The 20,905-nt window shown below is 70.2% G+C and carries 25 protein-coding genes; 8 read left to right on the top strand and 17 right to left on the bottom strand.

Annotation, left to right across the window (positions count from 1 at the left end; genetic code table 11):
* Positions 1–13: 13 nt before the first annotated feature.
* Both AB0F72_RS00195 and AB0F72_RS00190 read right to left on the bottom strand, forming a co-directional pair.
* Complete coding sequence (locus tag AB0F72_RS00195) at positions 14–634, bottom strand: trimeric intracellular cation channel family protein (RefSeq protein ID WP_360422634.1); 621 nt, start codon at positions 632–634, stop codon at positions 14–16.
* 7 nt (positions 635–641) lie between these two features.
* Entirely contained in the window at positions 642–866 is a 225-nt protein-coding gene (locus AB0F72_RS00190; protein ID WP_041831555.1) for a DUF3039 domain-containing protein, read from the bottom strand.
* A 153-nt stretch (positions 867–1,019) separates the two neighbouring features.
* On the opposite strand from AB0F72_RS00190, the gene AB0F72_RS00185 reads away from it, so the two are divergent.
* On the top strand, positions 1,020–1,967 hold the full coding sequence (locus AB0F72_RS00185; RefSeq protein WP_360422631.1) for a pseudouridine-5'-phosphate glycosidase: 948 nt from the start codon (positions 1,020–1,022) through the stop codon (positions 1,965–1,967).
* Positions 1,964–2,899, top strand: a complete 936-nt coding sequence (locus AB0F72_RS00180; protein WP_360422628.1) for a PfkB family carbohydrate kinase — start codon at positions 1,964–1,966, stop codon at positions 2,897–2,899. Before AB0F72_RS00185 ends, AB0F72_RS00180 begins: the two co-directional genes overlap by 4 nt.
* On the opposite strand, the gene AB0F72_RS00175 is transcribed toward AB0F72_RS00180, so the two are convergent.
* Positions 2,896–3,276, bottom strand: coding sequence for a DUF3099 domain-containing protein (locus AB0F72_RS00175; protein ID WP_360422625.1), 381 nt, complete (start codon positions 3,274–3,276; stop codon positions 2,896–2,898). The genes AB0F72_RS00180 and AB0F72_RS00175 overlap by 4 nt on opposite strands.
* A 67-nt stretch (positions 3,277–3,343) precedes the next feature.
* The gene (locus tag AB0F72_RS00170; protein ID WP_360422622.1) at positions 3,344–3,922 is read right to left on the bottom strand and encodes an HhH-GPD-type base excision DNA repair protein; all 579 of its coding nucleotides are present in this window, start codon (positions 3,920–3,922) and stop codon (positions 3,344–3,346) included.
* A gap of 220 nt (positions 3,923–4,142) precedes the next feature.
* Between AB0F72_RS00170 and AB0F72_RS00165 the strand changes: the two genes are divergently transcribed.
* Positions 4,143–4,808, top strand: a complete 666-nt coding sequence (locus AB0F72_RS00165; protein ID WP_360422619.1) for a DUF4433 domain-containing protein — start codon at positions 4,143–4,145, stop codon at positions 4,806–4,808.
* Entirely contained in the window at positions 4,808–5,905 is a 1,098-nt protein-coding gene (locus tag AB0F72_RS00160; protein WP_360422616.1) for a macro domain-containing protein, read from the top strand. The genes AB0F72_RS00165 and AB0F72_RS00160 overlap by 1 nt, the downstream gene beginning before the upstream one ends.
* Before the next feature lie 14 nt (positions 5,906–5,919).
* Here AB0F72_RS00160 and AB0F72_RS00155 read toward each other — a convergent pair whose 3' ends face one another.
* The 12 genes from AB0F72_RS00155 to AB0F72_RS00100 are packed head-to-tail and all read right to left on the bottom strand — an operon-like array spanning position 5,920 to position 17,337.
* Positions 5,920–6,441 carry a GAF domain-containing protein gene (locus AB0F72_RS00155; protein WP_360422613.1) on the bottom strand — a complete coding sequence of 174 codons (522 nt, stop codon included), beginning with the start codon at positions 6,439–6,441 and terminating at the stop codon, positions 5,920–5,922.
* Positions 6,438–6,710 (bottom strand): hypothetical protein, encoded by a 273-nt coding sequence (locus AB0F72_RS00150; protein ID WP_360422611.1) that lies wholly within the window; start codon positions 6,708–6,710, stop codon positions 6,438–6,440. The genes AB0F72_RS00155 and AB0F72_RS00150 overlap by 4 nt, the downstream gene beginning before the upstream one ends.
* Before the next feature lie 32 nt (positions 6,711–6,742).
* On the bottom strand, positions 6,743–7,789 hold the full coding sequence (locus AB0F72_RS00145) for a methyl-accepting chemotaxis protein (protein ID WP_360422609.1): 1,047 nt from the start codon (positions 7,787–7,789) through the stop codon (positions 6,743–6,745).
* 52 nt (positions 7,790–7,841) lie between these two features.
* On the bottom strand, positions 7,842–8,213 hold the full coding sequence (locus AB0F72_RS00140; protein WP_360422606.1) for a response regulator: 372 nt from the start codon (positions 8,211–8,213) through the stop codon (positions 7,842–7,844).
* On the bottom strand, positions 8,210–8,485 hold the full coding sequence (locus tag AB0F72_RS00135) for a hypothetical protein (protein ID WP_360422603.1): 276 nt from the start codon (positions 8,483–8,485) through the stop codon (positions 8,210–8,212). Before AB0F72_RS00135 ends, AB0F72_RS00140 begins: the two co-directional genes overlap by 4 nt.
* The gene (locus tag AB0F72_RS00130; protein WP_360422600.1) at positions 8,466–10,826 is read right to left on the bottom strand and encodes a chemotaxis protein CheA; all 2,361 of its coding nucleotides are present in this window, start codon (positions 10,824–10,826) and stop codon (positions 8,466–8,468) included. The genes AB0F72_RS00135 and AB0F72_RS00130 overlap by 20 nt, the downstream gene beginning before the upstream one ends.
* Complete coding sequence (locus tag AB0F72_RS00125; RefSeq protein WP_360422597.1) at positions 10,823–11,221, bottom strand: response regulator; 399 nt, start codon at positions 11,219–11,221, stop codon at positions 10,823–10,825. The genes AB0F72_RS00130 and AB0F72_RS00125 overlap by 4 nt, the downstream gene beginning before the upstream one ends.
* Entirely contained in the window at positions 11,221–12,093 is an 873-nt protein-coding gene (locus AB0F72_RS00120; RefSeq protein ID WP_360422594.1) for a protein-glutamate O-methyltransferase CheR, read from the bottom strand. Before AB0F72_RS00120 ends, AB0F72_RS00125 begins: the two co-directional genes overlap by 1 nt.
* A complete protein-coding gene (locus AB0F72_RS00115) occupies positions 12,093–12,716 on the bottom strand; it encodes a HEAT repeat domain-containing protein (protein ID WP_360422591.1) in 624 nt (207 codons plus the stop codon). Before AB0F72_RS00115 ends, AB0F72_RS00120 begins: the two co-directional genes overlap by 1 nt.
* A 22-nt stretch (positions 12,717–12,738) precedes the next feature.
* Positions 12,739–13,806 carry a chemotaxis-specific protein-glutamate methyltransferase CheB gene (gene cheB, locus AB0F72_RS00110; RefSeq protein WP_360422588.1) on the bottom strand — a complete coding sequence of 356 codons (1,068 nt, stop codon included), beginning with the start codon at positions 13,804–13,806 and terminating at the stop codon, positions 12,739–12,741.
* Between the two features lie 12 nt (positions 13,807–13,818).
* Positions 13,819–15,372 (bottom strand): chemotaxis protein CheW, encoded by a 1,554-nt coding sequence (locus AB0F72_RS00105; RefSeq protein WP_360422585.1) that lies wholly within the window; start codon positions 15,370–15,372, stop codon positions 13,819–13,821.
* Between the two features lie 24 nt (positions 15,373–15,396).
* On the bottom strand, positions 15,397–17,337 hold the full coding sequence (locus tag AB0F72_RS00100) for a methyl-accepting chemotaxis protein (protein WP_360422583.1): 1,941 nt from the start codon (positions 17,335–17,337) through the stop codon (positions 15,397–15,399).
* 228 nt (positions 17,338–17,565) lie between these two features.
* Here AB0F72_RS00100 and AB0F72_RS00095 point away from each other — a divergent pair, with 228 nt between their 5' ends.
* The gene (locus AB0F72_RS00095; protein ID WP_360422581.1) at positions 17,566–17,910 is read left to right on the top strand and encodes a hypothetical protein; all 345 of its coding nucleotides are present in this window, start codon (positions 17,566–17,568) and stop codon (positions 17,908–17,910) included.
* Positions 17,911–17,973: 63 nt separating this feature from the next.
* A complete protein-coding gene (gene dtd / locus AB0F72_RS00090) occupies positions 17,974–18,396 on the top strand; it encodes a D-aminoacyl-tRNA deacylase (RefSeq protein ID WP_360422578.1) in 423 nt (140 codons plus the stop codon).
* Positions 18,397–18,416: 20 nt separating this feature from the next.
* Here the strand turns inward: dtd and AB0F72_RS00085 are convergent, their stop codons facing one another.
* Complete coding sequence (locus AB0F72_RS00085) at positions 18,417–19,202, bottom strand: sporulation protein (protein ID WP_360422575.1); 786 nt, start codon at positions 19,200–19,202, stop codon at positions 18,417–18,419.
* A 238-nt stretch (positions 19,203–19,440) separates the two neighbouring features.
* On the opposite strand from AB0F72_RS00085, the gene sigB reads away from it, so the two are divergent.
* Both sigB and AB0F72_RS00075 read left to right on the top strand, forming a co-directional pair.
* Positions 19,441–20,403 (top strand): RNA polymerase sigma factor SigB, encoded by a 963-nt coding sequence (sigB, locus tag AB0F72_RS00080; protein WP_360423775.1) that lies wholly within the window; start codon positions 19,441–19,443, stop codon positions 20,401–20,403.
* 200 nt (positions 20,404–20,603) lie between these two features.
* Positions 20,604–20,903: a hypothetical protein gene (locus AB0F72_RS00075; protein ID WP_360422572.1), complete on the top strand. Its 300-nt coding sequence runs from the start codon at positions 20,604–20,606 to the stop codon at positions 20,901–20,903.
* The last annotated feature ends 2 nt before the right edge of the window (positions 20,904–20,905 follow it).

Genomic DNA, 20,905 nt, shown 5'->3' with positions numbered 1-20,905 from the left:
TGCGACCAAGGGCTCAAAACCGGGGCGCGGCGACCGGCGCGGACCACTTGCGGTAGAGCGCGAGGAGGCGTACCCCGGTCATCAGGCCGGCCGCGCCGACCAGCGGGAGCAAGCCGGTGAAGCCCATCCGGTGCAGGACCGTGACCAGGACCGCGCCGCCCAGCGCGACCACCGCGTAGATCTCGCGCCGGAGCACCACCGGGATCTCCCCGGTGAGCAGGTCACGGGCCACACCACCGCCGATCGCGGTGAGCATGCCGAGCAGGCAGGCGCCGACCGGTGGGACACCGGCGGCGATCGCCTTGAGAGTGCCGGTCGCGGTGAACAGGCCCAGCCCCGCGGCGTCCAGCAGCAGCACGGTGCGCCGGAGCCGGTTCAGCGTGGGGTGGAGCCAGAACGCGGCGAGCGAGGCCACCACCGCGGTCACCGCGTATCGCCAGTCGGCGAACGCCAGCGGCGGAACCGACCCGATGGCCAGGTCCCGCAGGATGCCGCCGCCCAGCGCGGCCACGAAGCCGACGAACGCGACCCCGAACAGATCGAGGCGCTTCGCGACGCCGGCCGTGGCGCCGGAGGCGGCGAACACCGCCACACCGATCAGGTCCGCGACGAGCAGGCCGTATCCGCCCGTCACGCCTCGATCAGACCTTCATGGATTCGTAGATCTCCTTGCACTGCGGGCAGACCGGCGAGCCCGGCTTGGGCGACTTGGTCACCGGAAAGGTCTCGCCGCAGAGCGCCACGACGAGGTTGCCCATGACGGCGCTCTCGGCGATCTTCTCCTTGCGGACGTAGTGGAACATCTCCGGACCGGTGTCGGCGTCCTTGGTCTCCGGACGCTCAAGGATCTGGGTGCTCACGGTTATCTGCCCTTCAGGAATGCGACGCGGGACCAATCCAACGCAGGACCACTTCAACGCCGGACCACTTCAACGTTAGGACCTCAGCCAGCAAGTCTGACACCTCACGCCGGGTCGGTCCAACGACAAGGCGATAACCAGGACCCGTACGGTGATCATGTGACTGACTTCGCGATTCGATACGGCGACCACGTGACCCGGGCTCGCCGCGACGGCCGGCCGGTGGTGGCCCTGGAGAGCACGATCATCTCGCACGGTCTGCCGCACCCCGACAACCTCCGGGTGGCCCGGGAGATCGAGCAGACCGTCCGGGACAACGGCGCCGAGCCGGCCACCATCGGCATGATCGGCGGCGAGATCGTCGTCGGCCTGGACGACGCGCAGGTGGAGCACCTGGCCCTCGCGCAGGACGTGGCGAAGCTCTCGGTTCGTGACCTCGCGATCGCCGCGGCCCGGCGCGCCGACGGCGCCACCACCGTCGCGGCCACCAGCGCGATCGCCGCGGCCGCCGGGATCGGCGTGTTCGCCACCGGCGGCCTGGGCGGCGTGCACCGGGAGGCCAGCGTCACGTTCGACGAGTCGGCCGACCTGACCGCGCTGGCCCGGACCCCGATCGTGGTGGTCTGCGCCGGCGTGAAGTCGATCCTCGACGTGGGCGCCACCCTGGAACGGCTGGAGACCCTCGGCGTCTCGGTGGCCGGTTACCGGACCACGCGGTTCCCCGGCTTCTTCATCACCGACGGCGGCTTCGACGTCGACTGGCAGCTGGACTCCCCCGAGCAGGTCGCGGACTTCATCCGGGCCCGCGACGAGCAGCGGGTCACCGAGGGCGCCCTGGTGCTGGCGAACCCGCTGCCCACCGGCGAGCAGCTCGACCCGGAGCTGCACGACCGGACCCTGGAGTCGGGCCTGCGCCTGCTGTCCGAGCAGAACATCACCGGCAAGGCGGTCACCCCGTTCCTGCTGTCGCACTTCCACTCCAGCACCGAGGGGAAGAGCCTGGCGACGAACATCCGGATCATCCTGCGCAACGCGGCGCTCGCCGCCCAGATCGCGGCCGCCTCGAACAGCGCGTCCGCCGGACCGGTCGGCTTCGCAGCGCCATGATCATCGTCGTCGGGGATCTCGTCACGGACGTCCTCGTCGAACACGACGGTCCGGTGCGGGCCGGTTCGGACACCGACGCGGCGATCCGCGTCGGCGGCGGCGGCCAGGCCGCGAACACCGCGGCCTGGCTGGCCCACGCCGGGCATCCGGTCACCCTTGTCTCCGCCGTCGGTGACGATGCCGCCGGACGGGACCGGGTCGCGGAACTCTCCGGCGCGGGCGTGCGCTGCGCGGTGCAGGTCTGCCCGGGCGCGGCCACCGGCAGCGTCGTCGTCCTGACCAGCGCCGGCGAGCGCACCATGATCACTGATCGGGGCGCGTCGCTGCTGCTCGGCCCGGCGCACGTCACATCGGTCATCGACGACGCCCCGGCCGGCACACACGTGCACCTCTCCGGCTATCCGCTGCTGCACGCCGGGTCCCGGGACGCCGGCCTGGCGGCCTTGGCGGCCGCCGCCCGGCGGGGACTTCCGGTGAGCGTCGACGCGGCCTCGGCGGCCCCGTTGCGGTCGGTGGGCGCCACCGCTTTCCTGGCGTGGGTACGGGGTGTCGCGCTGCTCCTGTGCAACGCGGACGAGGCAGACGTGCTGGCCGGTCCGAGCGTCGCCGATCCGGATCCTTCCGCGCTGCCGGGCGGCCCGGATCCTTCCGCGCTGCGAGGCGCCGGCGCGCAGGCACGGCGTCTGACGGCGCACGTGGCGAACGCGGTGGTGAAGCAGGGGGCGGCCGGGTCGGTGTGGGCCGGGCGGGACGGGTCGGTCTTCGCCGGGCGGGCCCGGGCCGTACCCATGAAGGATCCGACCGGCGCGGGTGACGCCTTCGCCGCCGGCCTGCTCGCGGCATGGTGTTCCGGTGCGGCGCCTGCGGCGGCGCTCGCCGCCGGCGCCGAACTCGGTGCCCGCGCGGTCTCCGTGCTGGGAGCGCGCCCCTAACCGGGCTTGCGATCCTCCACGATCTCGGCATCGATGACGGTCGGTTCCGGGGCCTGCCGCTGTTCGGCCTCGGCGGCCGCGATCAGCGCCCGGCGGTAGTCCTCCCGCGCCGCCGCATCCGCCGCCCGCTCGGCCTTCGATTTCGGCGGGCGATCGTTCGCGATCAGCACGGCGGCCCAGGGCAGGAAGACCATCCCGGCCGCACAGAGGACCAGCCAGAGCGCCAGCAACGGCACTCGCAGACTGATCAGGACGCCACCGAGGATCAGGCAGAGCGCCCGGATCCCCATCATCGTGACGTAGCGGATCTCCCGGCTTCGGAGCTGGTCGCCCTGGCTGCGAGCGGCATCGGTGATCAACACCGGTTGCTTTTTCACGCGCGGACTCCGATCGACTCCGCCATCCTCCCACCGCCCGGGCGATTCCGGCCAGCCGGCCTGCGATTCAGGAGCCCTTCGCCGCTTTCGCCTCGGCCTTGACCTGCTTCTTGTACGCCCGGACCTTCCCGAGCGACTCGTCGTCGACGATGTCCGCGACCGACCGGTACGCGTCCGCGTCGCCGTAGCCACCCGCCGCCTCCCGCCAGCCGTCCGGCTGCACGCCGCACTGCTTGCCGAGCAGAGCCACGAAGATCTGCGCCTTCTGCTTGCCGAACCCGGGCAGCGCGAAGATCCGCTGGTACAGCTCGGCGCCGGTCTCGGCACCGGCCCAGAGGTTCGCCGCCTCGCCGTCGTACCGGTCCACCAGCACCCGGCAGACCTCCTGCACCCGGGTGGCCATCGCCTTCGGGAACCGGTGCAGCGCGGGTGGCTCCGCGAAGACCGCCAGCAGCGCCTCCGGATCGAACTCGGCGAGCTCGGTCGCGGTCGGCACGTGCCCGAGCCGCTGGGCCAGCACGTGCGGCGAGGTGAACGCCTTCTCCATGGTGATCTGCTGGTCGAGGGTCAGACCGATCAGCACGGCGAGCGGGTCGCGGTCCAGAAGCGCGTTGGCCTCGGCGTCGATGGGCAGCGAGAATGACATGCGCTCATCTTCCTACCTCACCGATGCCTCGGGGCAGCGGTCCCCCGGGACGGGCTCACGCATCCGCCACCGGAGAGGGTGGAGCGCTGCCGGGCGTGCCCTATATCGAGCGAAGTACCGGGTTGCCCCGGAGGCCGATGTCGTACCCCGGCGATATGGTCGCCGCACTCCAGCGGACAGCACGAGGGCGGGTGGGTCGGACAGCATGGCGGGGGATGGGATGACGACGCCGGCTGATCGCTGGCTCTACCACTTCACACACATCGACAACCTTCCTTCGATGTCCGCGGTGGGCCATGTCAGCTGCGACGTCAGCGCACGCACCGGGCTGATGACAGTCGAGGTCGGTGCCACCGACATCAAGGAGCGGCGACGGCGCCGGGCCGTCCCGATCGCTCCCGGCGGCTGCGTGGGTGACTACGTGCCGTTCTACTTCGCGCCCCGCTCACCCATGCTCTACCGCATCGCGTGCGACCATCGTGACAGCGTTCCCGGCCGCTACCAGGGCGGCGACCGCCCGCTGGTGTACCTGGTCACGTCGATCGGCGCCGTGCTCGGCGCTCACCTCGACTGGGTGGCGACCGACGGCAACGCCGCCACCGCCACCACCGAGTTCACCTCGGACCTGGCCTCGCTGGAGGCCGCGGTGGACTGGCCGCTGATGGAATCGGAGCGGTGGAACAGCACCGAGGACGATCCGGACCGGCAACGCCGGCGGCTGGCCGAGTTCCTGGTGCACCGACGCGTACCGCTGTCGTTGATCCGCTGGGTGGCAACCTACGATGAAAGGCACAAAGAGCAGGTCAAAGAGATGATGTCCGGCAACCCGCTCACCGAGCGGATCATCGTCAGGCCGGGTTGGTACTACGGGTTCGAGCGGGGGTGATGAAGATGATCGAGGAAGGCCACGGCAACCTCCTCACCGCGGAGGTCGAGGCGCTCGTGAACACCGTGAACACGGTCGGTGTGATGGGGAAAGGCATCGCGCTGCAGTTCAAGAGGGCGTTCCCCGCCAACTTCCGCGCCTATCGGGCTGCCTGTGCGCGCGGAGAGGTCCGGCTGGGCCGGATCTGGACCTTCGACACCGGAGTGCTCGGGCCGAGGCGTTACATCCTCAACTTCCCCACCAAGGACCACTGGCGCAATGCCTCACGCGTCGCCGACATCGTCGCCGGGCTGGACGCGCTGGTCGACGAGGTCCAGGCGAACCGCATCACATCCCTGGCCATTCCGGCCCTGGGTTGCGGCAACGGCGGGCTCGACTGGAACGAGGTTCGCCCATTGATCGAGGCGGCAGGCGCGCGGATGCCGGGTGTGCGCGTGGTGGTCTTCGCTCCGGAAGGTGCTCCACGCCCGGAATCGATGCCGAATGCGACGCCTCGACCGGCTTTGACCACGAACCGAGCCCTGCTTCTGACCGCTATCGCGCGATACCTCGACCGCGCGGCCACTCATGAGATGCGCGAAGGCATCAGCGAACTGGAGATCCAGAAGCTGGCGTATTTCCTCCAGCTTCTCGGCCGGCCGCTCCGGCTCGACTTCGTCAGAGGCCGGTACGGCCCGTACTCCGTGGGTCTCAGCCGGGTTCTGGACACCCTCGAGGGTCATTACCTCAGCGGAATCGGCGACCGATCAGCAGCGGTTTCCGACCTGTCGCCGGTGAATCTGACGCCTGGCAGCGCGGCGGCGGCGGAAACCGTGCTCGATGATCACCCGCAGGACCGCGACGTTCTGGCGAAGCTGGCGTCGCTGGTCGACGGATTCGAGACCCCCTACAGCCTCGAACTGCTTGCGACGGTGCACTACGCCGCGAATCTCGGTACGGCGACGTCGGATGCGACGGTCCTGGCTGAGCGGGTGAACAGGTGGAGCATCCGCAAGGCGCGGATGTTCACCGATCGCCACCTCCGGCTCGCCGCCGAGCACCTCGAGCAGCACGCCCTTCTTCCCTCCTCACCGAGACGGGATGCCACCGTGTCCTGATCGCATCCCGTCACCTAATCGGCGAAGGAGGCGGCGTCGGCCTCCAGCCGGCGGGCCACCTCGGCGGCCAGTTCCTGGACGAGACGCACCTGCTCGTCGCCGAAGTCGCGGGGCCGCACGTCCAGGCCGCAGACTCCGCCGACCACCGCGCCACCGGCTGAGATCACCGGGGCGCCGATGTAGGACCGGAGGCCCTCGACCGTGACCAGCGGGTTGTTCCGGTACGCCGGGTCTGCGGTGAAGTCGTTGACGCAGTGTGCCGACTGGTTGCGCAGCATCGGGACGCAGAACGCCCACTCGATCGGGGTGCCACCGACCTCGGCGATCCACTCGGGCATCGGCCCGCGTCCGGCGAGGAAGACCTGCGCGTCGCTCAGCATGCAGGTGACCACGGCGAACGGCATGTCCAGCTCGACGGCGACCCGCTCCAGCAGCTCGGCCAGATAATCCCTGGGCATCTCCCGGTCCACCCCGAGCCGGGCCACCTCGCGCAGCCGGGCGGCGTCGTGCAGCTCGGGATAGTGCGTGGAGGTCACGACGGCACCGTGCGGGCCAGGGCCTCGTACGTGATGATTCGGACCTTGAGGGAGCGCCCCGCCACCCGGCTGAGCTCTCCCACCTCCATCACGTGCTCGGCGACCCGGCGCAGGTCGGCCGGAGAGGTGACCGGCCGGCGCATGCCGAGCGCCTGCACCGCCAGGCCCCACAGGCCCTCGGCCATCTGCGGGCCGATCAGGTCCGCCAGGGCCTTGACGGCGTCCTGCTCGGTCGGCATGTCGTGGCCGTAGTTCTCGATGCGAGCCATCGCCGGGCACCTCTCGCTGACAGTCTCGTGGTTCAGAAGAGTTCGATGAGCGGTTCGGCAGCGGACTGGACCTCCTGACCGGTCTGCTGGGCGTGCGTGGTCCGCTGACGCGACATCACGTGTTTGGCCCGCAAGCTCTCCACGCTGATGGCGCCGGCTCTCAACTCCTCCTCGGTGAGGTCGCCGCGCGCGTACGCGCTCACCTCGGCGGCCTGCCGGGAGACGTCGGAGACCGCCTCAGCCACATGTTCCAGCATCTGGCGGCTGATGTCCTGGAACTGGACGTGACCGACAGCGCCGGTGGTCTCCGAGATCAACGCGTCGGAGCTGCGCTGCACCTGGCTCGCCGCGCTGATGGTGTCCTTGAGGATGCCGGTCACCATCTCCGACATCTCGCGCTGCGCGTTGGCGATGCCACCGAGACGGCGGGTCATCGCCGTCTCCTCGGTGTGCGCCGGGATCTGCTCGTCGCGGTCGAAGTGGCTGTCGTCGGAGAGCACCGCGTCGAGCTTGGCGGTCAGGTCGGCGATGCTGCTGCCGATGCCGTGCGCGGCCTCGGACGATCGATGGGCCAGCTTGCGGACCTCGTCGGCGACGACCGAGAAGCCCTCGCCGGCCTCGCCGGCCCGGACCGCCTCGATCATGGCGTTGAGCGCGAGGATGTTCGTCGCCCGGCTCACCTCTTCGATCTGGGTGACGTGCTGGTTCAGCTCCCGCATCTGGTCCACCAGATTCCGGATCTGGAAGTCGCGGTGCAGGAAGTACGAGACGAGACGGCCGACCAGCTGGTCGTTGGAGGAGCTGACCTGGTTGAGCTCGGTCTCGGTGCGGGACAGCGTGCCGGCCAGCTGCGCGACGTCGCCGGACATCACCTCGGCCAGGGAGTCGACCTTCACCAGCTGTTCGACGATCGCCTGCGCCGCCTCCCCGGTCTGGTCGATGACGTCACGCACGTGAGCGTCGACCACCTCGCAGTACGCCGGGATCGGCTCCAGTGCCTCGGCCACGACGTCCCCGCGCACACCCTGCTGCACCGGCTCGGCCGGAGCGGAGGTGAGCTTGCGGAGAAGGCTTGGCATGCGGGATTACCTCCATTGCGAAAAGACCACCACAGCGAGAAGAACGGGACGATCAGGCGCCGGGCAGAACCTGCTTGATCACGCCGAGCAGCTGGTCCGGTCCGACCGGCTTCACCAGCCAGCCGGTGGCGCCGGCGTTCTTCGCCTCGGTCCGCTTCGACTGCTCGGACTCGGTGGTCAGCATGAGGATCGGGGTGAAACGCATGCCGGGGGCCTTGCGCGCCTCGCGGGCGAAGGTGATCCCGTCCATCTGCGGCATGTTGACGTCGCTGATGATCAGGTTCGGCTTGACGCCCTTGCCGAGCTTGTCGAGCGCCTCCTTGCCGTGTCCGGCGGTCTCCACGGTGTAGCCGGCCTTGGTCAGGATCGACTTGAGGCTCATCAGCATGGTCGCGGAGTCGTCGACGAGCATCACGGTGGTCATGGTGGTTCGCTCCCCTTGTTACTGGCTGTGCCGCTGCCCGCGTTGAGCAGTGGCAGCACCTGCGCCGCCAGGAAGGCGTCTTTCGGTGCTGCGGAAATCTTCGGTTTGAAAAGCAGCAGGGCCTGGAGCGCGCCGGTGTGCAGATGGTTGCATCGGCTCAGGCTGACCCGGGGCCGTTTGGCGGCGCGCAGCCAGCCGGCCAGTTGCTCCACCTCGTCGACGGTGACCACGCCGACGAGGGTCGCGCTGTCGTCATGCAACTCGAGCGGCAAGGCCGAGCACCTCCTTCATGTTGAGCACCAGCAGCACCAGGCCGTCGCCGAGCAGTGCGGTGCCGGAGAACTCGTCGGCGTACGCGAGCAGGCCCTCCATCGGTTTCAGGATCACGTCCACCTCCCGGTGGAACTGCTCGACGAGCAGGCCCACCCGCTGGCCGTTGACGCTGACCACGAGGATCGCCCGGTCGGCGTCCGGGTTCGCGGTCCACGGCATGTCCAGGGCCCGGGCCAGATCCAGCACCGGCACCACTTCGCCGCGCATCACGACCACGTCCTGGTGCAGCACCCGGCCCATCTCGGCGGCCGGCATGCGTACCGTCTCGACCACCAGGTCGACCGGGATGCCGAACCGCTGCCCGGCCACGCTGACCACCATCACCTGGGTCACGGCCATCGAGAGCGGCAGCCGCAGCCGGGTCGACGTGCCCTGACCGAGCTTCGACCGCATCGTCACGGTGCCGCCGAGCTTCTCCACGCTGGCGCGTACCGCGTCCATCCCGACTCCCCGCCCGGAGAGATCCGAAACCTGATCCGCGGTGGAGAATCCCGGGCGGAACACCAGGTCGACGGCCTCGGTGTCGCTCAGCGACTCCAGCTCCTCCTCGCTGATCAGACCCTTTTCGTACGCCTTGCGCTTGACGCGTGCCGGGTCGACGCCACGGCCGTCGTCGGAGACCTCGACGATCACCGCGTCGCCGTCGGCCACGGCCGCGAGGGTGAGCCGCGCGGCCGGGCTCTTGCCGGCCGCGGTCCGCTCGTCGGACGGCTCGATGCCGTGGTCCAGGCTGTTGCGGACCAGGTGCACCAGCGGGTCACCGAGAGCCTCGATGACGTCCTTGTCGGCCATCGTGTCCTCGCCCTCGGTGACCAGCTCGATGGTCTTGCCGAGCCGGCGGCTGAGGTCGCGGACCAGGCGCGGGAACCGGCCGAAGGCCACCGAGAGCGGCAGCATGCGGACGTCCATCACCGCGGACTGGAGCTCTTCGGCGATCCGGTGCAGGCCCGCGTACTGGTCCTTGATCCGCCGGCTGAGCACCCGGCTGCCGAACTCCTCCTCGGCCGAGTCGGCCAGGAAGGTGAGCCCGTTCTTGGCGACGTTCAGCTCCCCGACCAGCTCCATCAGCCGGTCCACCTTCTCCTGGTCGACCTTGAGCACCCGGGTGCCGACCTGGCCGCCGGGGTCGTCGGCCCGGCCCGCCGGCTCGGCGGCCGGTGCGGCGGCGGCCACCGGCGCGGGCGCGGCCCCGGCAGCCGGCAGGACGCCGACCGGCGCCGGCGCCGCTTCGGCGAGGAGACGTTCCACCGCTTCGCTCACGCTTGCGCGGTCGGCGTCGGTCAGATCTTCGGGTACGCCCAGAGCCCGCGCCGCCGCCGTGACCGCCCACGCCACGGACCGCAACTGGACGCCCTCGACCGGATTGATCTCCAAGGTCCGCAGGGCCGCCGCGAGCACCGCCCGGGCGTCCGCGGCCACCTCGGAGTCGATCACCCGGGTGACAGCGATGGTGACCTTCTCCTCGACCTTCAGCGGCGGCTCGCCGCTGAGGTGCCGGGTGATCGCGCCGCCGTCCAGCTCGACGATCTGCACCTGGTCCGGCACGTACCGGAACAGGTATTCCAGCTCGCCGATGCCGGCCCGGGTGGCGAGCACGAAGGAGAGCAGGCAGACGTACTCGTCGTACTCCTCCGGCGCGGGCCACTGCTCGGGCTGCACGATCCCGAGCTTGTCCAGGCCGGGCACCTGGCGTACCAGATGGATCGGGTCCTCGGCGCGGAAGAAGCAGTCCGTGTCCGGGGTGTAGCGGACGAACCGCATGGTCGAGGCGGTGGTCTCCAGCCAGGCCGCGGTCTCGGTGAGCCACTCGGCGTCGAACCACGCGAGCCACTCCGGCGCCGCGTCGATCACGGCGATGCCGGCGGCCGCTGTCGCGGCGGTGTGCGCGACCGGCTCACCGCCGAGCGGCGCGCGCAGCTTGGTGATCAGCCCGGCCGCGTCGGTGCCGGCGCTTGCGGGCAGCCGCTCGTGCGTCGTGACGTGCGCGAGCCAGCCGCGGATCAGGTCGAACGCGGCGAGCAGGTCGTCGGTCATGCCCGAGTCAAGGGCGAGACGGCCGCCGCGTACCGCGTCCAGCAGGTCCTCGGCCGCGTGGGTGAGCCGGGTCAGCTCGGGGAAGTCGAACAGGCCGGACGAGCCCTTGAAGGTGTGCGCCGCGCGGAACACCTCGTTGACCAGCTCGGCGTCGCCGGGATCACGCTCCAGGTGGAGCAGGCCTTCGTCGACCGAGGCGAGCAGGTCGTTCGCCTCGGCCAGGAACTGTGCGAGCAGCGGGTTCATGCCGGCGTGCCCCTCCCGGCCGTGAGCATGGTGGCGATCCGGATCAGCCGTTCCCCGGCGACCGGTTTGACCAGGTACAGGTTGGCGCCGGCCGCGTACGCCCGGTCGGCGTCGCCGGGCCGGTCCTCGGTGCTGATCATGAGCACCGGCGACGCGGTGCCGACCGTCTCCGAGCGCAGCGTCTCGACGCAGGTGTAGCCGTTCATCTTCGGCATGTTCACGTCGACCACGAACAGGTCGAACGCCGTACCCATGGCGGCCTCGACCGCCTCCAGGCCGTTCGCCGCCTCGTCCACGTGGAAGCCGGCTTCGAGAAGCAGGCTGCTGTGATAGAGCCGCACCGTGGCGGCATCGTCGACGACGAGCACCCGGGGCGGCGCCTCGGTATCGGTCATCACTTCGCTCCGGTCGGTCGCTGGTAGACGATGCCCTCCGCCAGGCGGGTGGGTGTGAAGATCGGCGAGATCCGGCTCATCGACTCGGAATGGCCGAGGAAGAGGTAGCCGCCGGGGCGCATCGCCCCATACAGGTTCTCGGCTGCCCGGCGGCTGGAGAGCTCGTCGAAGTAGATCAGCACGTTGCGGCAGAAGACCACGTCGAAATCCCGGAAGGCACGCATCGAGAAGGTGTCGCAGACGTTCACCCGGTGCAGCGTCACCGCGCTGCGGATGCCCTCGTCGACCTGGTAGCGCCCGCCGCCGACCGAGGTGAAGTACTTGTTCATCCAGGCCTTCGGCACCCGTTGCACCGAACGCTCGCCGTAACTCGCGTGCGCCGCCTTGGCGAGCACCTCGCTGTCGATGTCGGCGCCGTGGATCTCCACGTCGACGTGGTCGATCTGGTCCCACTCCTCCAGCAGGCGCAGCGCGATCGAGTACGGCTCCTCGCCGGTCGAGCAGGGCAACGAGAGGATCTTCACCGGCCCGACGATCCGGTTCACCCCGCCCCGGTCGCGCAGCACGTTCGGCAGCACCGTGCTGAGCATCGCGTCGAACTGGTAGTCCTCGCGCAGGAAGTACGTCTCGTTGACGGTCAGCTGGTTGATCAGGTCCTGGAGCATCCCGGAGTTCTCGTTCACCCGCAGCGCCGCGAACCAGCCGGTGAACGTGTCGTACGGCGACTCCCGTACGCAGGTCTCGATCCGCTTGTCCACGAAGTACCGCTTCGCCGGGGTGAAGTGGATCCCGGTGCGTTTGTAGAAGTACTCGGTGAACCGGGTGAAGTCGGCGTCGGAGAGGCCGGCTCCGGTGGCAGGCGCGCTCGCCATCACGCCGTCCCGGTCAGACGGGGCAGGGCCGCCTGAACGGTGAATCGCAGGAACGGGTCGTCCGGGAAGCGGTGCACGGCCTCCTCCAGCACGGCGGCGTGCTCGGCGCCGGCCACCGGCAGCAGCGCGTCGATCGCGGCGGTCACCACGTTCGGATGCGGGTCCTCGCTGATCATCTGAACCAGCCAGGCGGCCGTGTCCGGATGGTTGAGGTCGGCCAGCACCATGGCGGTCATCACCCGGACGTCGTGATCGGGCGCGGCGAGCAGGCTGGGCAGCAGCGCCGGCATCGACCGTGGCATGGCGGCCAGCGCCTCCGCCACCGCCGTGCGCAGTGCCGCGTCGTCGCTGGCCAGATGCACGGCGAGGTTACCGGCCACGGTCTCGGTGTCGTGCGCGGAGAGGGTGGTCAGGATCGCGTCGCGGACGTTGGTCTCGGTCTCCACCGCGACCCGGGCGAGCAGCGCGGGCACCGCTTCCTCGTCGCCCTCCAGACCCAGCGCGGCTTCCCGCCGGCAGTCCGGGTCCGGGTCGTCCAGCTGAGCTCGCAGCGCCTCCGCCGAGGGTCTCTCCGGCGCGACCTCCTCGACCGGTTCCGGGGCCTTCTTGCGGACGAGTCCCATCGTGATCACCCTTTCTCGGCGTTCAGCGGACCCAGTCGGCCAACTGGTCGGCGATCTCGTACGAGGGCAGCACGGCCGTGGCCCCGCCGCGCCGGGCGAGCTCGCCGGGCATTCCCCAGACCACCGCTGTCTCCTCGGACTCGGCGATGGTCCTGCCACCGCCCTCCTTGACCGCGGCCATCTCGGTGGCGCCGTCGTCGCCCATCCCGGTCAGCAGGGCGCACACCAGCCGCTCCGGGTCGATGTAGCGCCGGGCCGAGCCGACCAGCCGGTCCACGCTCGGATGCCAGCGGTACTCGGCGGCAGCCGGCACGCTCTTGACGATCAGGTTGTCGGTACGCCGGGCCACCACCACGTCGGCGTTGCCCCGGCCGATGTAGATGTTGCCGCGCTGCAGGTTCATGATCCGGTCCACCTCGTGCACCCGCAGGGCGCAGATCTCGTCCAGGCGCCGGGCCAGCGCCGCGGTGAACGACGCCGGGATGTGCTGCGCCACCACCACCGGGGCGCCGAGCGTGCCGGGCAGCTTCGGCAGCAGCTCGGAGAGGAGCGCCGGCCCACCGGTGGACGAGCCGATCAGCAGCAGGTCGACGGTGCCGACCTTGCCCAGCGCGCGGCGTTCCGGCGGTGCGCCGGACGCCTGCCGGGTCTGTGCGCGGATCCGCGCGGTCAGCCCGCCGGCCCGCTTGAGGCGGGCCTTCGCCGCTGCCCGGACCTTGGCCACCAGTTCGCCGCCGACGTCCTCGATGTTGAGCGAGACCGTGCCGCCGGGCTTCGGGACGTAATCCACCGCGCCCAGTTCCAGCGCCTCCAGCGTGACCAGGGCGTTGTGCTCGGTGAGCGAGGAGACCATGACGACCGGGGTGGGCTGCTGCTCCATGATCTTCGCGAGGCAGGTGAGGCCGTCCATCTCCGGCATGTTGATGTCGAGCGTCACCACGTCCGGCTGCATCCGGCCCAGCTGTTCCAGCGCGTCCACGCCGTTGCGCGCGGTGTGCACCTCGAACTCGCCGGTGTCGGTGAGTATCCCCTTGAGCGCCCGCCTCATCAGCGCGGAGTCGTCGACGACCAGGACGGAGGTGGATGGCACGGCAGGCTCCGATCAGACGCCGACGAGCGCCTCGTCGACGATCGCCTCGCACAGCTCGGCGGCCTGATCGGCCTGCTCGGCCGCGAGCAGCTGGTCCACCTGGACGAGCAGGAGCATCCGCTGCTGGTCCGGCAGGTTCGCCACCCGCGAGACCACCCGGGCCTGCTCCGCCGACAACTCCGGCGCCGGTTCCAGCACGTTGCGCCCGACCCGGGCCACCTCGGCGACCGAGTCGACGATGAACCCGGTGCGGACCCCACCGATGATCAGCACGACGATGCGCTGCCGCTCGTCCCGCTCGGTGCGGCCCAGGCCGAGCCTGGTCCGCAGGTCGACCACCGGGAGAACGGTTCCGCGCAGATTGACCAGACCTTCGACGAAATCAAACGACTTGGGTACGCGGATCAGCGCCTCGGGCACTCGAATGATCTCCTGCACCGCGTCGACGTCGACCGCGTACTCCTCGTCGTCGAGGCGGAACACCACGAACAGTTCCTCGTCCCCGCGCCCGTCGTCGGCGGTCCTGTCCTCGTCCACAGCCATCTCCTGGTCGTCGTCGCGGTAGTCGGCGATCTCGTTGCGTACCTCCGGCGAGTCGAACATCCGGTTCACGCTGAGCACCGAGACCAGCCGCTTGCCGTCCTCCAGGCGGCACACCGACTCCACCTCGGACTTGCGCCCGTCGCCGGCCACCACGCCTGGCAGCGGCGCGACCAGCTGGTGCGGCACCCGGAGCACCTCGCGCACGGTGTCCATCACCACGCCCACGACGCCGCCGTCGATCGAGACCACGACGATCCGGTTCTGCGGGGCGAGAGGGGTGACCGGCAGGCCGAAGACCCGCCGCATGCTCACCACCGGCAACAGCCGGCCGCGCAGGTCGATCACGCCGAGGACCCGGCTGCCGGCGTTCGGCACGTGGCTCACCGACTCGGGCGCCTGCACGATCTCCTGCACCTGGTCGATCGGGAGCGCGTACTCCTGGCCCTCCACCGCGAAGCTGACCAGCTCCAGGGTGTCGTCCGAGTCGGCGTCGGCGTCCGCCTCGGACGGTATCCGCGCCGTCGCCGGGTTGTCCCGGCCGGTCCGCTCGGAGAGCCGGGAGAACTGGCTGCCGATCAGCTGGTCCACGTCGAGCACGGTGGTCATGTCGCCGTCGTCCGACTTGATCACACCGACCAGCACGTCGGAGTTGACCGTCGCCTGCACCGACTCGGCCGGCTCCATGGCCTGCGGGTCGATGCTGATGACGCTCGCCACCCGGTCGACCACGAAGCCGAGCGGCACACCGCTGTCCACCACGATCACCCGGGTGGTCTCGTCGTGCGGCGCCTGTTCCATGGCGCAGCACTTGCGCAGGTTCACCACCGGCAGGACCCGGCCCCGCAGGTTCGCCAGCCCTTCCAGCGACGGCGGGCCGAGCGGAACCTTCACCAGCGCGGGCATCCGGATGATCTCCTGAACCCGGCGCATCGGGAAGGCGTACCGCTCCCCCAGCATGTCGAACGTGACGTAATCGGCGTCGTCGTCGAATTCGTCGGGGGTGAGATCCTCGTCGGTGTCCATGTGGCTGACCTCCCCTTCCCGGCGTCAGCCGGCGTTCTGGAGCTCGTCGGCGAGCGCGGCGATCTCCTCCACCGCGGCGGCGAGCTCCTCGGCGCCCTGTGCCTGTTCCCGGGCTGCGGTGGAGGACTGGGCGGCCAGCTGCTCGGCCTCGTTCGCGGCCGAGGCGATCTGCTCCAGGCCAGTCTTGACCTCGCCCAGCACGCCGACGATCTGCTGCGCCGATTCACGGACCTCGTCGTTGCCCCCGCGTACCTGCTGCATGTCCCGCTCGATCTCCTCGAGCCGGGCGGTGGTGGCCTTCGCCGCCTCCACCTCGGCGAGCGAGAGACGGCTGGTCTCCTCCAGGTCGGCGCGCACCTCGACGATCCGGTCCTGCACCGACTTGACCAGGTCCTTGATCCGGTCGGCGTTGTCGGCCGAGTCGCGGGCCAGGTTCCGGATGTCGGTGGAGACGACAGCGAAACCCTTGCCGAACTCGCCGGCCCGGGCCGACTCGACCGAGCCGTTGACCGCGAGCATGTTGGTCTGGATCGAGACGTTGGCGATCGCATCCACGATCTTGTCGATGCGACGGGAGATCTGCTCCAGCTCGGTTACCTTGCGGACGTTGTCGATGCCTTCCCGGGCAGCGGTGCCGATCGCCTCGATCATCGAGTCGACCGCCTGCTTGTTGCCGGCGAGCATCTCGAGGATCACGTCCGACCGCTCCACCGCCGATCCGCCGCGGTCGGCCGACAGCTGCGCGCCCCGCTCGATCTGGCTGACCGCCTCCGAGGTCTGCTGGCCCTTCTCCGCCGCGGTGCGCGCGCCCGTGTTGATCTCGTTGATCGCCACGTTGATCTGCCCGGCCGCGCGGGTGATCTCCTCGACCGCGGCCGAGAGCTCCTCGGCCGCGGAGGCCACCTCCTCGGCGCTCTTCGCGATGTCGGTGCTGCTGCGCAGCGTCTCCGACACCTCGGACAGCGACTCGGCCGCCTGCTCGCTCTGCCGCAACGCCTGGGTCTGCTGGCCGACCGTCTGCAGGGACTCCTCACAGGCAGCGGACTGCTGCTCGGCCGCGGCCGCGATCTCCTCCGAGCGTTGCTTGGCGCCGCTGGCAGCCACCTTGGCCTGCTGGGCCGAGGCGGCCATCTCGACCGCGCCGGCCATGATCGTGCCCATGTCGGCACGGATGGTCTCCAGCTGCGACGTGATGGTCTTGCCCTTCTCCACCTCGCCGCGCGCCGCCTCGGCGGAGGTCTGCACCGCTCCGGCGATCTCGGTGACGCTGTTGCGCACCTCGTCGATCAGGTCGCGGATCTGGCGGGCACTGCGTTCGCTGGTCTCGGCCAGTGTCCGGACCTCGTCGGCGACCACCGCGAAACCCTTGCCGTGCTGCCGGGCCCGGGCCGCCTCGATCGCGGCGTTGAGCGCCAGCAGGTTGGTCTGATCGGCGATGTGCGCGACGGTCTTGACGATCTCGCCGATCTCGTCGGCCTGTTTCTCCAGCTCGGTGATGGTGACCACCGAGGAGGTCTGCCGGGCGGAGGCGCTGTCGACGTTCGCGAGCAGATTGCTGATCCCGTTCCGGGTCTCGTTCAGCAGGTTCTGCAACGCCTGGCTCAGCTCGGCCACCTGACGGGTGGTCTGCTCCTGGCGGCCGACCCGTTCCTCAACCTGGTTCATCGCGGCCAGGCTCTGCTGGGTCGCGCCGGACGCCTCCTCGGCGCCCGCGGCGATCTGCTGCATCGACTCGGTCAGCTGGCGGGAGGCCTCGGCCGCCTGGGCGTTCTGGGCGGAGATCTCCGCAGTCGCGGTGGCGATCCGCTCGGCGGCCTGCTGCTGTTTCGCCACCGAACGGGCCTGCCGCCGGTTGGCGTCCGGATCCGCGCCCCGGGCGGCGGGCCGGGCCGAAGCGGGCCCAGCGGCCGGCCGGGCGCGGGCCGCGTCAGTGGCGCGCCCGGAAGAGGTGCTGGTGAGGGGCATGGGTGACTCCCATCTGAGTACGGTCGATCCGGCGCAAGCAGAGTGCGGAACGAGTCGCCGTGATCGGGAGCACGCCGTCCGGTCAGTGCCGGAGCAATCAGTCGGCGGCCCCTCCGACCAGGAAAATCCTGGCACTGGCGGAGGCCGTAACACGGCAATATCTACGCAGTTCATTGGGGCTGCGGGCGGGCCCGGTTTGCGGCCCGGCTCAGCGGGCACTCCGGCCCCATGAGCGACTCTCGAAGCGACACCGAAGCGGAGATCACCGGCAGCGATTACGCCCCTGACGCGCTTCACGAGCCCAGCACGTACCGGCCGGAGAAGGGTTCCGACGGCGATCCGGACCTGTCCAGCACCTACGACGCGGGCACCGACACCGAGCAGCTCCGCGACGGCGGTCCGCCGCCCGCCGGTGGCGGCATCATGACCACGACCGGGGGCACCGCCGGGCCGGCCAGTTTCCCGAGCCACCCGCGCACCGGCCCCGGCGTCGCCAACACGACGACCGGTGACGCCACCACCGGCGCGCTGCGCACCGAACCGGACGAGTACACCAGCGACGCGGCGGGCTGAGCCGGTCGGTTACCGTCATCCGGCCGCCGCGACCCCGCGGCGGCCGGGACGACGGGGAGTTCGATGCGCGCACTGGTGCAGACGGTCAGCCGGGCGAGCGTGACAGTCGGCGACGAGGTCGTCGGCGAGATCAAGGACGGCCTGCTCGTCCTGGTCGGCGTGACGCACGACGACACCCCGGCGACAGCGGCCGAACTGGCCCGCAAGACGTGGGAGCTGCGCATCCTCGACGGGGACCGGTCCGCCTCGGACGAGAACGCGCCGGTGCTGGTGGTCAGCCAGTTCACCCTCTACGGCGACGCGCGCAAGGGCCGCCGGCCGACCTGGAACGCGGCCGCGCCGGCCGAGGTGGCCGAACCCCTGATCACCGCGTTCGCCGACGCGCTGCGCGCCCGGGGAGCGACAGTCGCCACCGGCCGCTTCCGGGCGCACATGCTGGTCGAGAGTGTGAATGTCGGACCGCGCACGGTCCTGCTCGAACTCTGAGGTCCAGAAAACTCTGAGGTCTAGAACAGGCCGCGGCGCTGCGCGGACTGGCGCAGCCACTGGTCCAGCCGGCTCGTCCAGTCCACCTGGTCGGCGGTGGCGTAGTCGACGTCGAAGCTGCCGAACGAGTCGCGCCCCTCGGTGAAGAGGCCGCCACGCTTGTCCAGCTCCAGCACCACCTGCAGTTTCTGCGGCGTCGGCAGGAACGTCAGCTCGAGCTGGTTGATGCCGCTCGCGTACGCCGACGGCGGGTAGAACTCGATCTCCTGGTAGAACGGCAGCTGCTGGTCCACACCGTAGACCCGGCCCTTCTCCACATCGGCCCGGCTGAACCGGAAACCGAGACGCAGCAGCGCCTCCAGGATGCGCTCCTCGGCCGGCAGCGGGTGCACGGCCACGGCGTCCAGATCGGACTTGTCGACGGCGCGGGCCACCTCCAGCTCGGTGGTCAGGCCCATCGTCATGCCGTGCAGGTGCTGCCCGTACACCTCGGTGATCGGGGTCTGCCAGGGGACGTCGAAACGGAACGGGACGTCGTGCCGGGCACCCGGCTCCAGCCGGAACGAGCCGGTCAGCCGCTGGCGGTGGAACTCCTGGTCGGACTGGTACTCACTGTCGCCGCTCTCCACCTCGACCCGGGTGATCAGCCCGATCGCGAGGTACTCCACGTCGACCGCGTGGTCGCCGCCGACCACGTGAACGGTGCCCTCGAGGGAACCGCCGGGGTAGGTGTTCGGGTTCGCCAGCACGGTGTCGACCGAAGGCCCACCGACACCCAGCGCCTGCATCATGCGTTTGAAGACCACGGTGATCACCCTTTCTCGGTGCAAGAACAGTATCGGCGCCCGGCAAGCTCCGCTTGTCGGCTTCTCGACGTCAGGGTTCTCCCTGATTCATGCCACCTGGAGGCTGGCCTCACCTCCGCTTAACGCGCCACCGGCGAAGCTTGCTCTCACCGGTACGGAAAGCGGCTGGTACGCACGAGACGTTAATCGCGGGGAGGGGACTCAAGTGGTCCTGGAGATGAAGGCGTCGGAGCAGGTCATGGTCGAGGAGACCGACGGGGTCGAGGCACTGGCGGACCTGGACGCGACGGACGAGCGCGGTGTCTCCGCGGACCTGGTCCGGGCTTACCTCAACGGCATCGGCCGCACACGGCTGCTCACCGCCGTCGAGGAGGTCACCCTCTCGAAGCGCATCGAGGCCGGGCTCTACGCGGAGGAGAAGCTCTCCGCCGCCCCCGCCGACCTGGCGCCCCTGCTCGCGATCATCGCCGCCGAGGGCAAGGCCGCGAAGAACCACCTGCTCGAGGCGAACCTGCGGCTCGTGGTGAGCATCGCGAAGCGCTACACCGGCCGTGGCATGGCCTTCCTCGACCTGATCCAGGAGGGCAACCTCGGCCTGATCCGCGCGGTCGAGAAGTTCGACTACACCAAGGGCTACAAGTTCTCGACGTACGCCACCTGGTGGATCCGGCAGGCCATCACCCGCGCCATGGCCGACCAGGCCCGCACCATCCGCATCCCGGTGCACATGGTCGAGCAGGTCAACCGCATGGTGCGCTGCCGCCGCGACCTGGCCGTCTCGCTCGGCCGGGAGCCGAGCATCGCCGAGATCGCCACCGCGATGGACGTGCCGGAGTTCCAGGTCATCGAGCTGATCTCGTACGACCGGGAGCCGGTCAGCCTGGACCAGGCGGTCGGCGACGACGGCGAGAGCGCGCTCGGTGACTTCGTCGCCGCGGTCGACCCGAACCAGCCCGGTGAGGGCGTGGCACAGGGCGAGCTGCGCAGCGAGGTGGAGATCGTGCTCGCCACCCTCTCCGAGCGGGAGTCGGCGGTGATCCGGCTGCGCTTCGGCCTGGACGACGGCCGGCAGCGCACGCTGGACGAGGTGGGCCGCGAGTTCGGCCTGAGCCGCGAGCGCATCCGCCAGATCGAGAAGGTGACGATGCTCAAGCTGCGTGACCCGGAGCGGGCCTCCCGCCTCGAGGCGTACGCGTCCTGACGTTTCCGGCACCACGGGGCCCGTCCGGTCCGCTTCGGGGGAAGCGGCGGGGCGGGCCCTTTCCCGTGCGGTGATGTGGTGGGCGCCGGACCAGCGCGCGGGCCGGTCGCAGCTGGGAAGGTGCTCCGTGGCCGCTGGCGTCCGTAGCCTGGCCGGCGCACCACGCCCACCTGGCCACGATCGACCTCGCCGCGATCGATATGGACACGACGGACGTCGACCTTCCTGCGGACGGCACACTGGTGTTCTTCGCGGTGCCGGAGATCGGCTCGGACGAGGGGCGGGTCGTCTACGTGCCGGCCGGCGAGGAGTGCACGGAGGCCGAGCCGCCCGACGACTTCGCGACCCACCTGCTGCTGGCCGAGTTCTTCCTGGACCGCGGCGACGTCGGCGACGACTTCGGAACCGACTACACCACGGTGTTCTACGTGTGCTCCCGGGAGGACCTCGCCGCGCGCAGGTTCGAGGCCGTGGAGATGGTGTCCGACTTCCTCGGGTGACC

Origin of the sequence: Actinoplanes sp. NPDC023936, assembly GCF_040639325.1 — a bacterium.
GTDB lineage: Bacteria > Actinomycetota > Actinomycetes > Mycobacteriales > Micromonosporaceae > Actinoplanes.
Note: the sequence above shows the minus strand (reverse complement) of the source record. Positions and strands in the feature narration are given on the sequence as shown.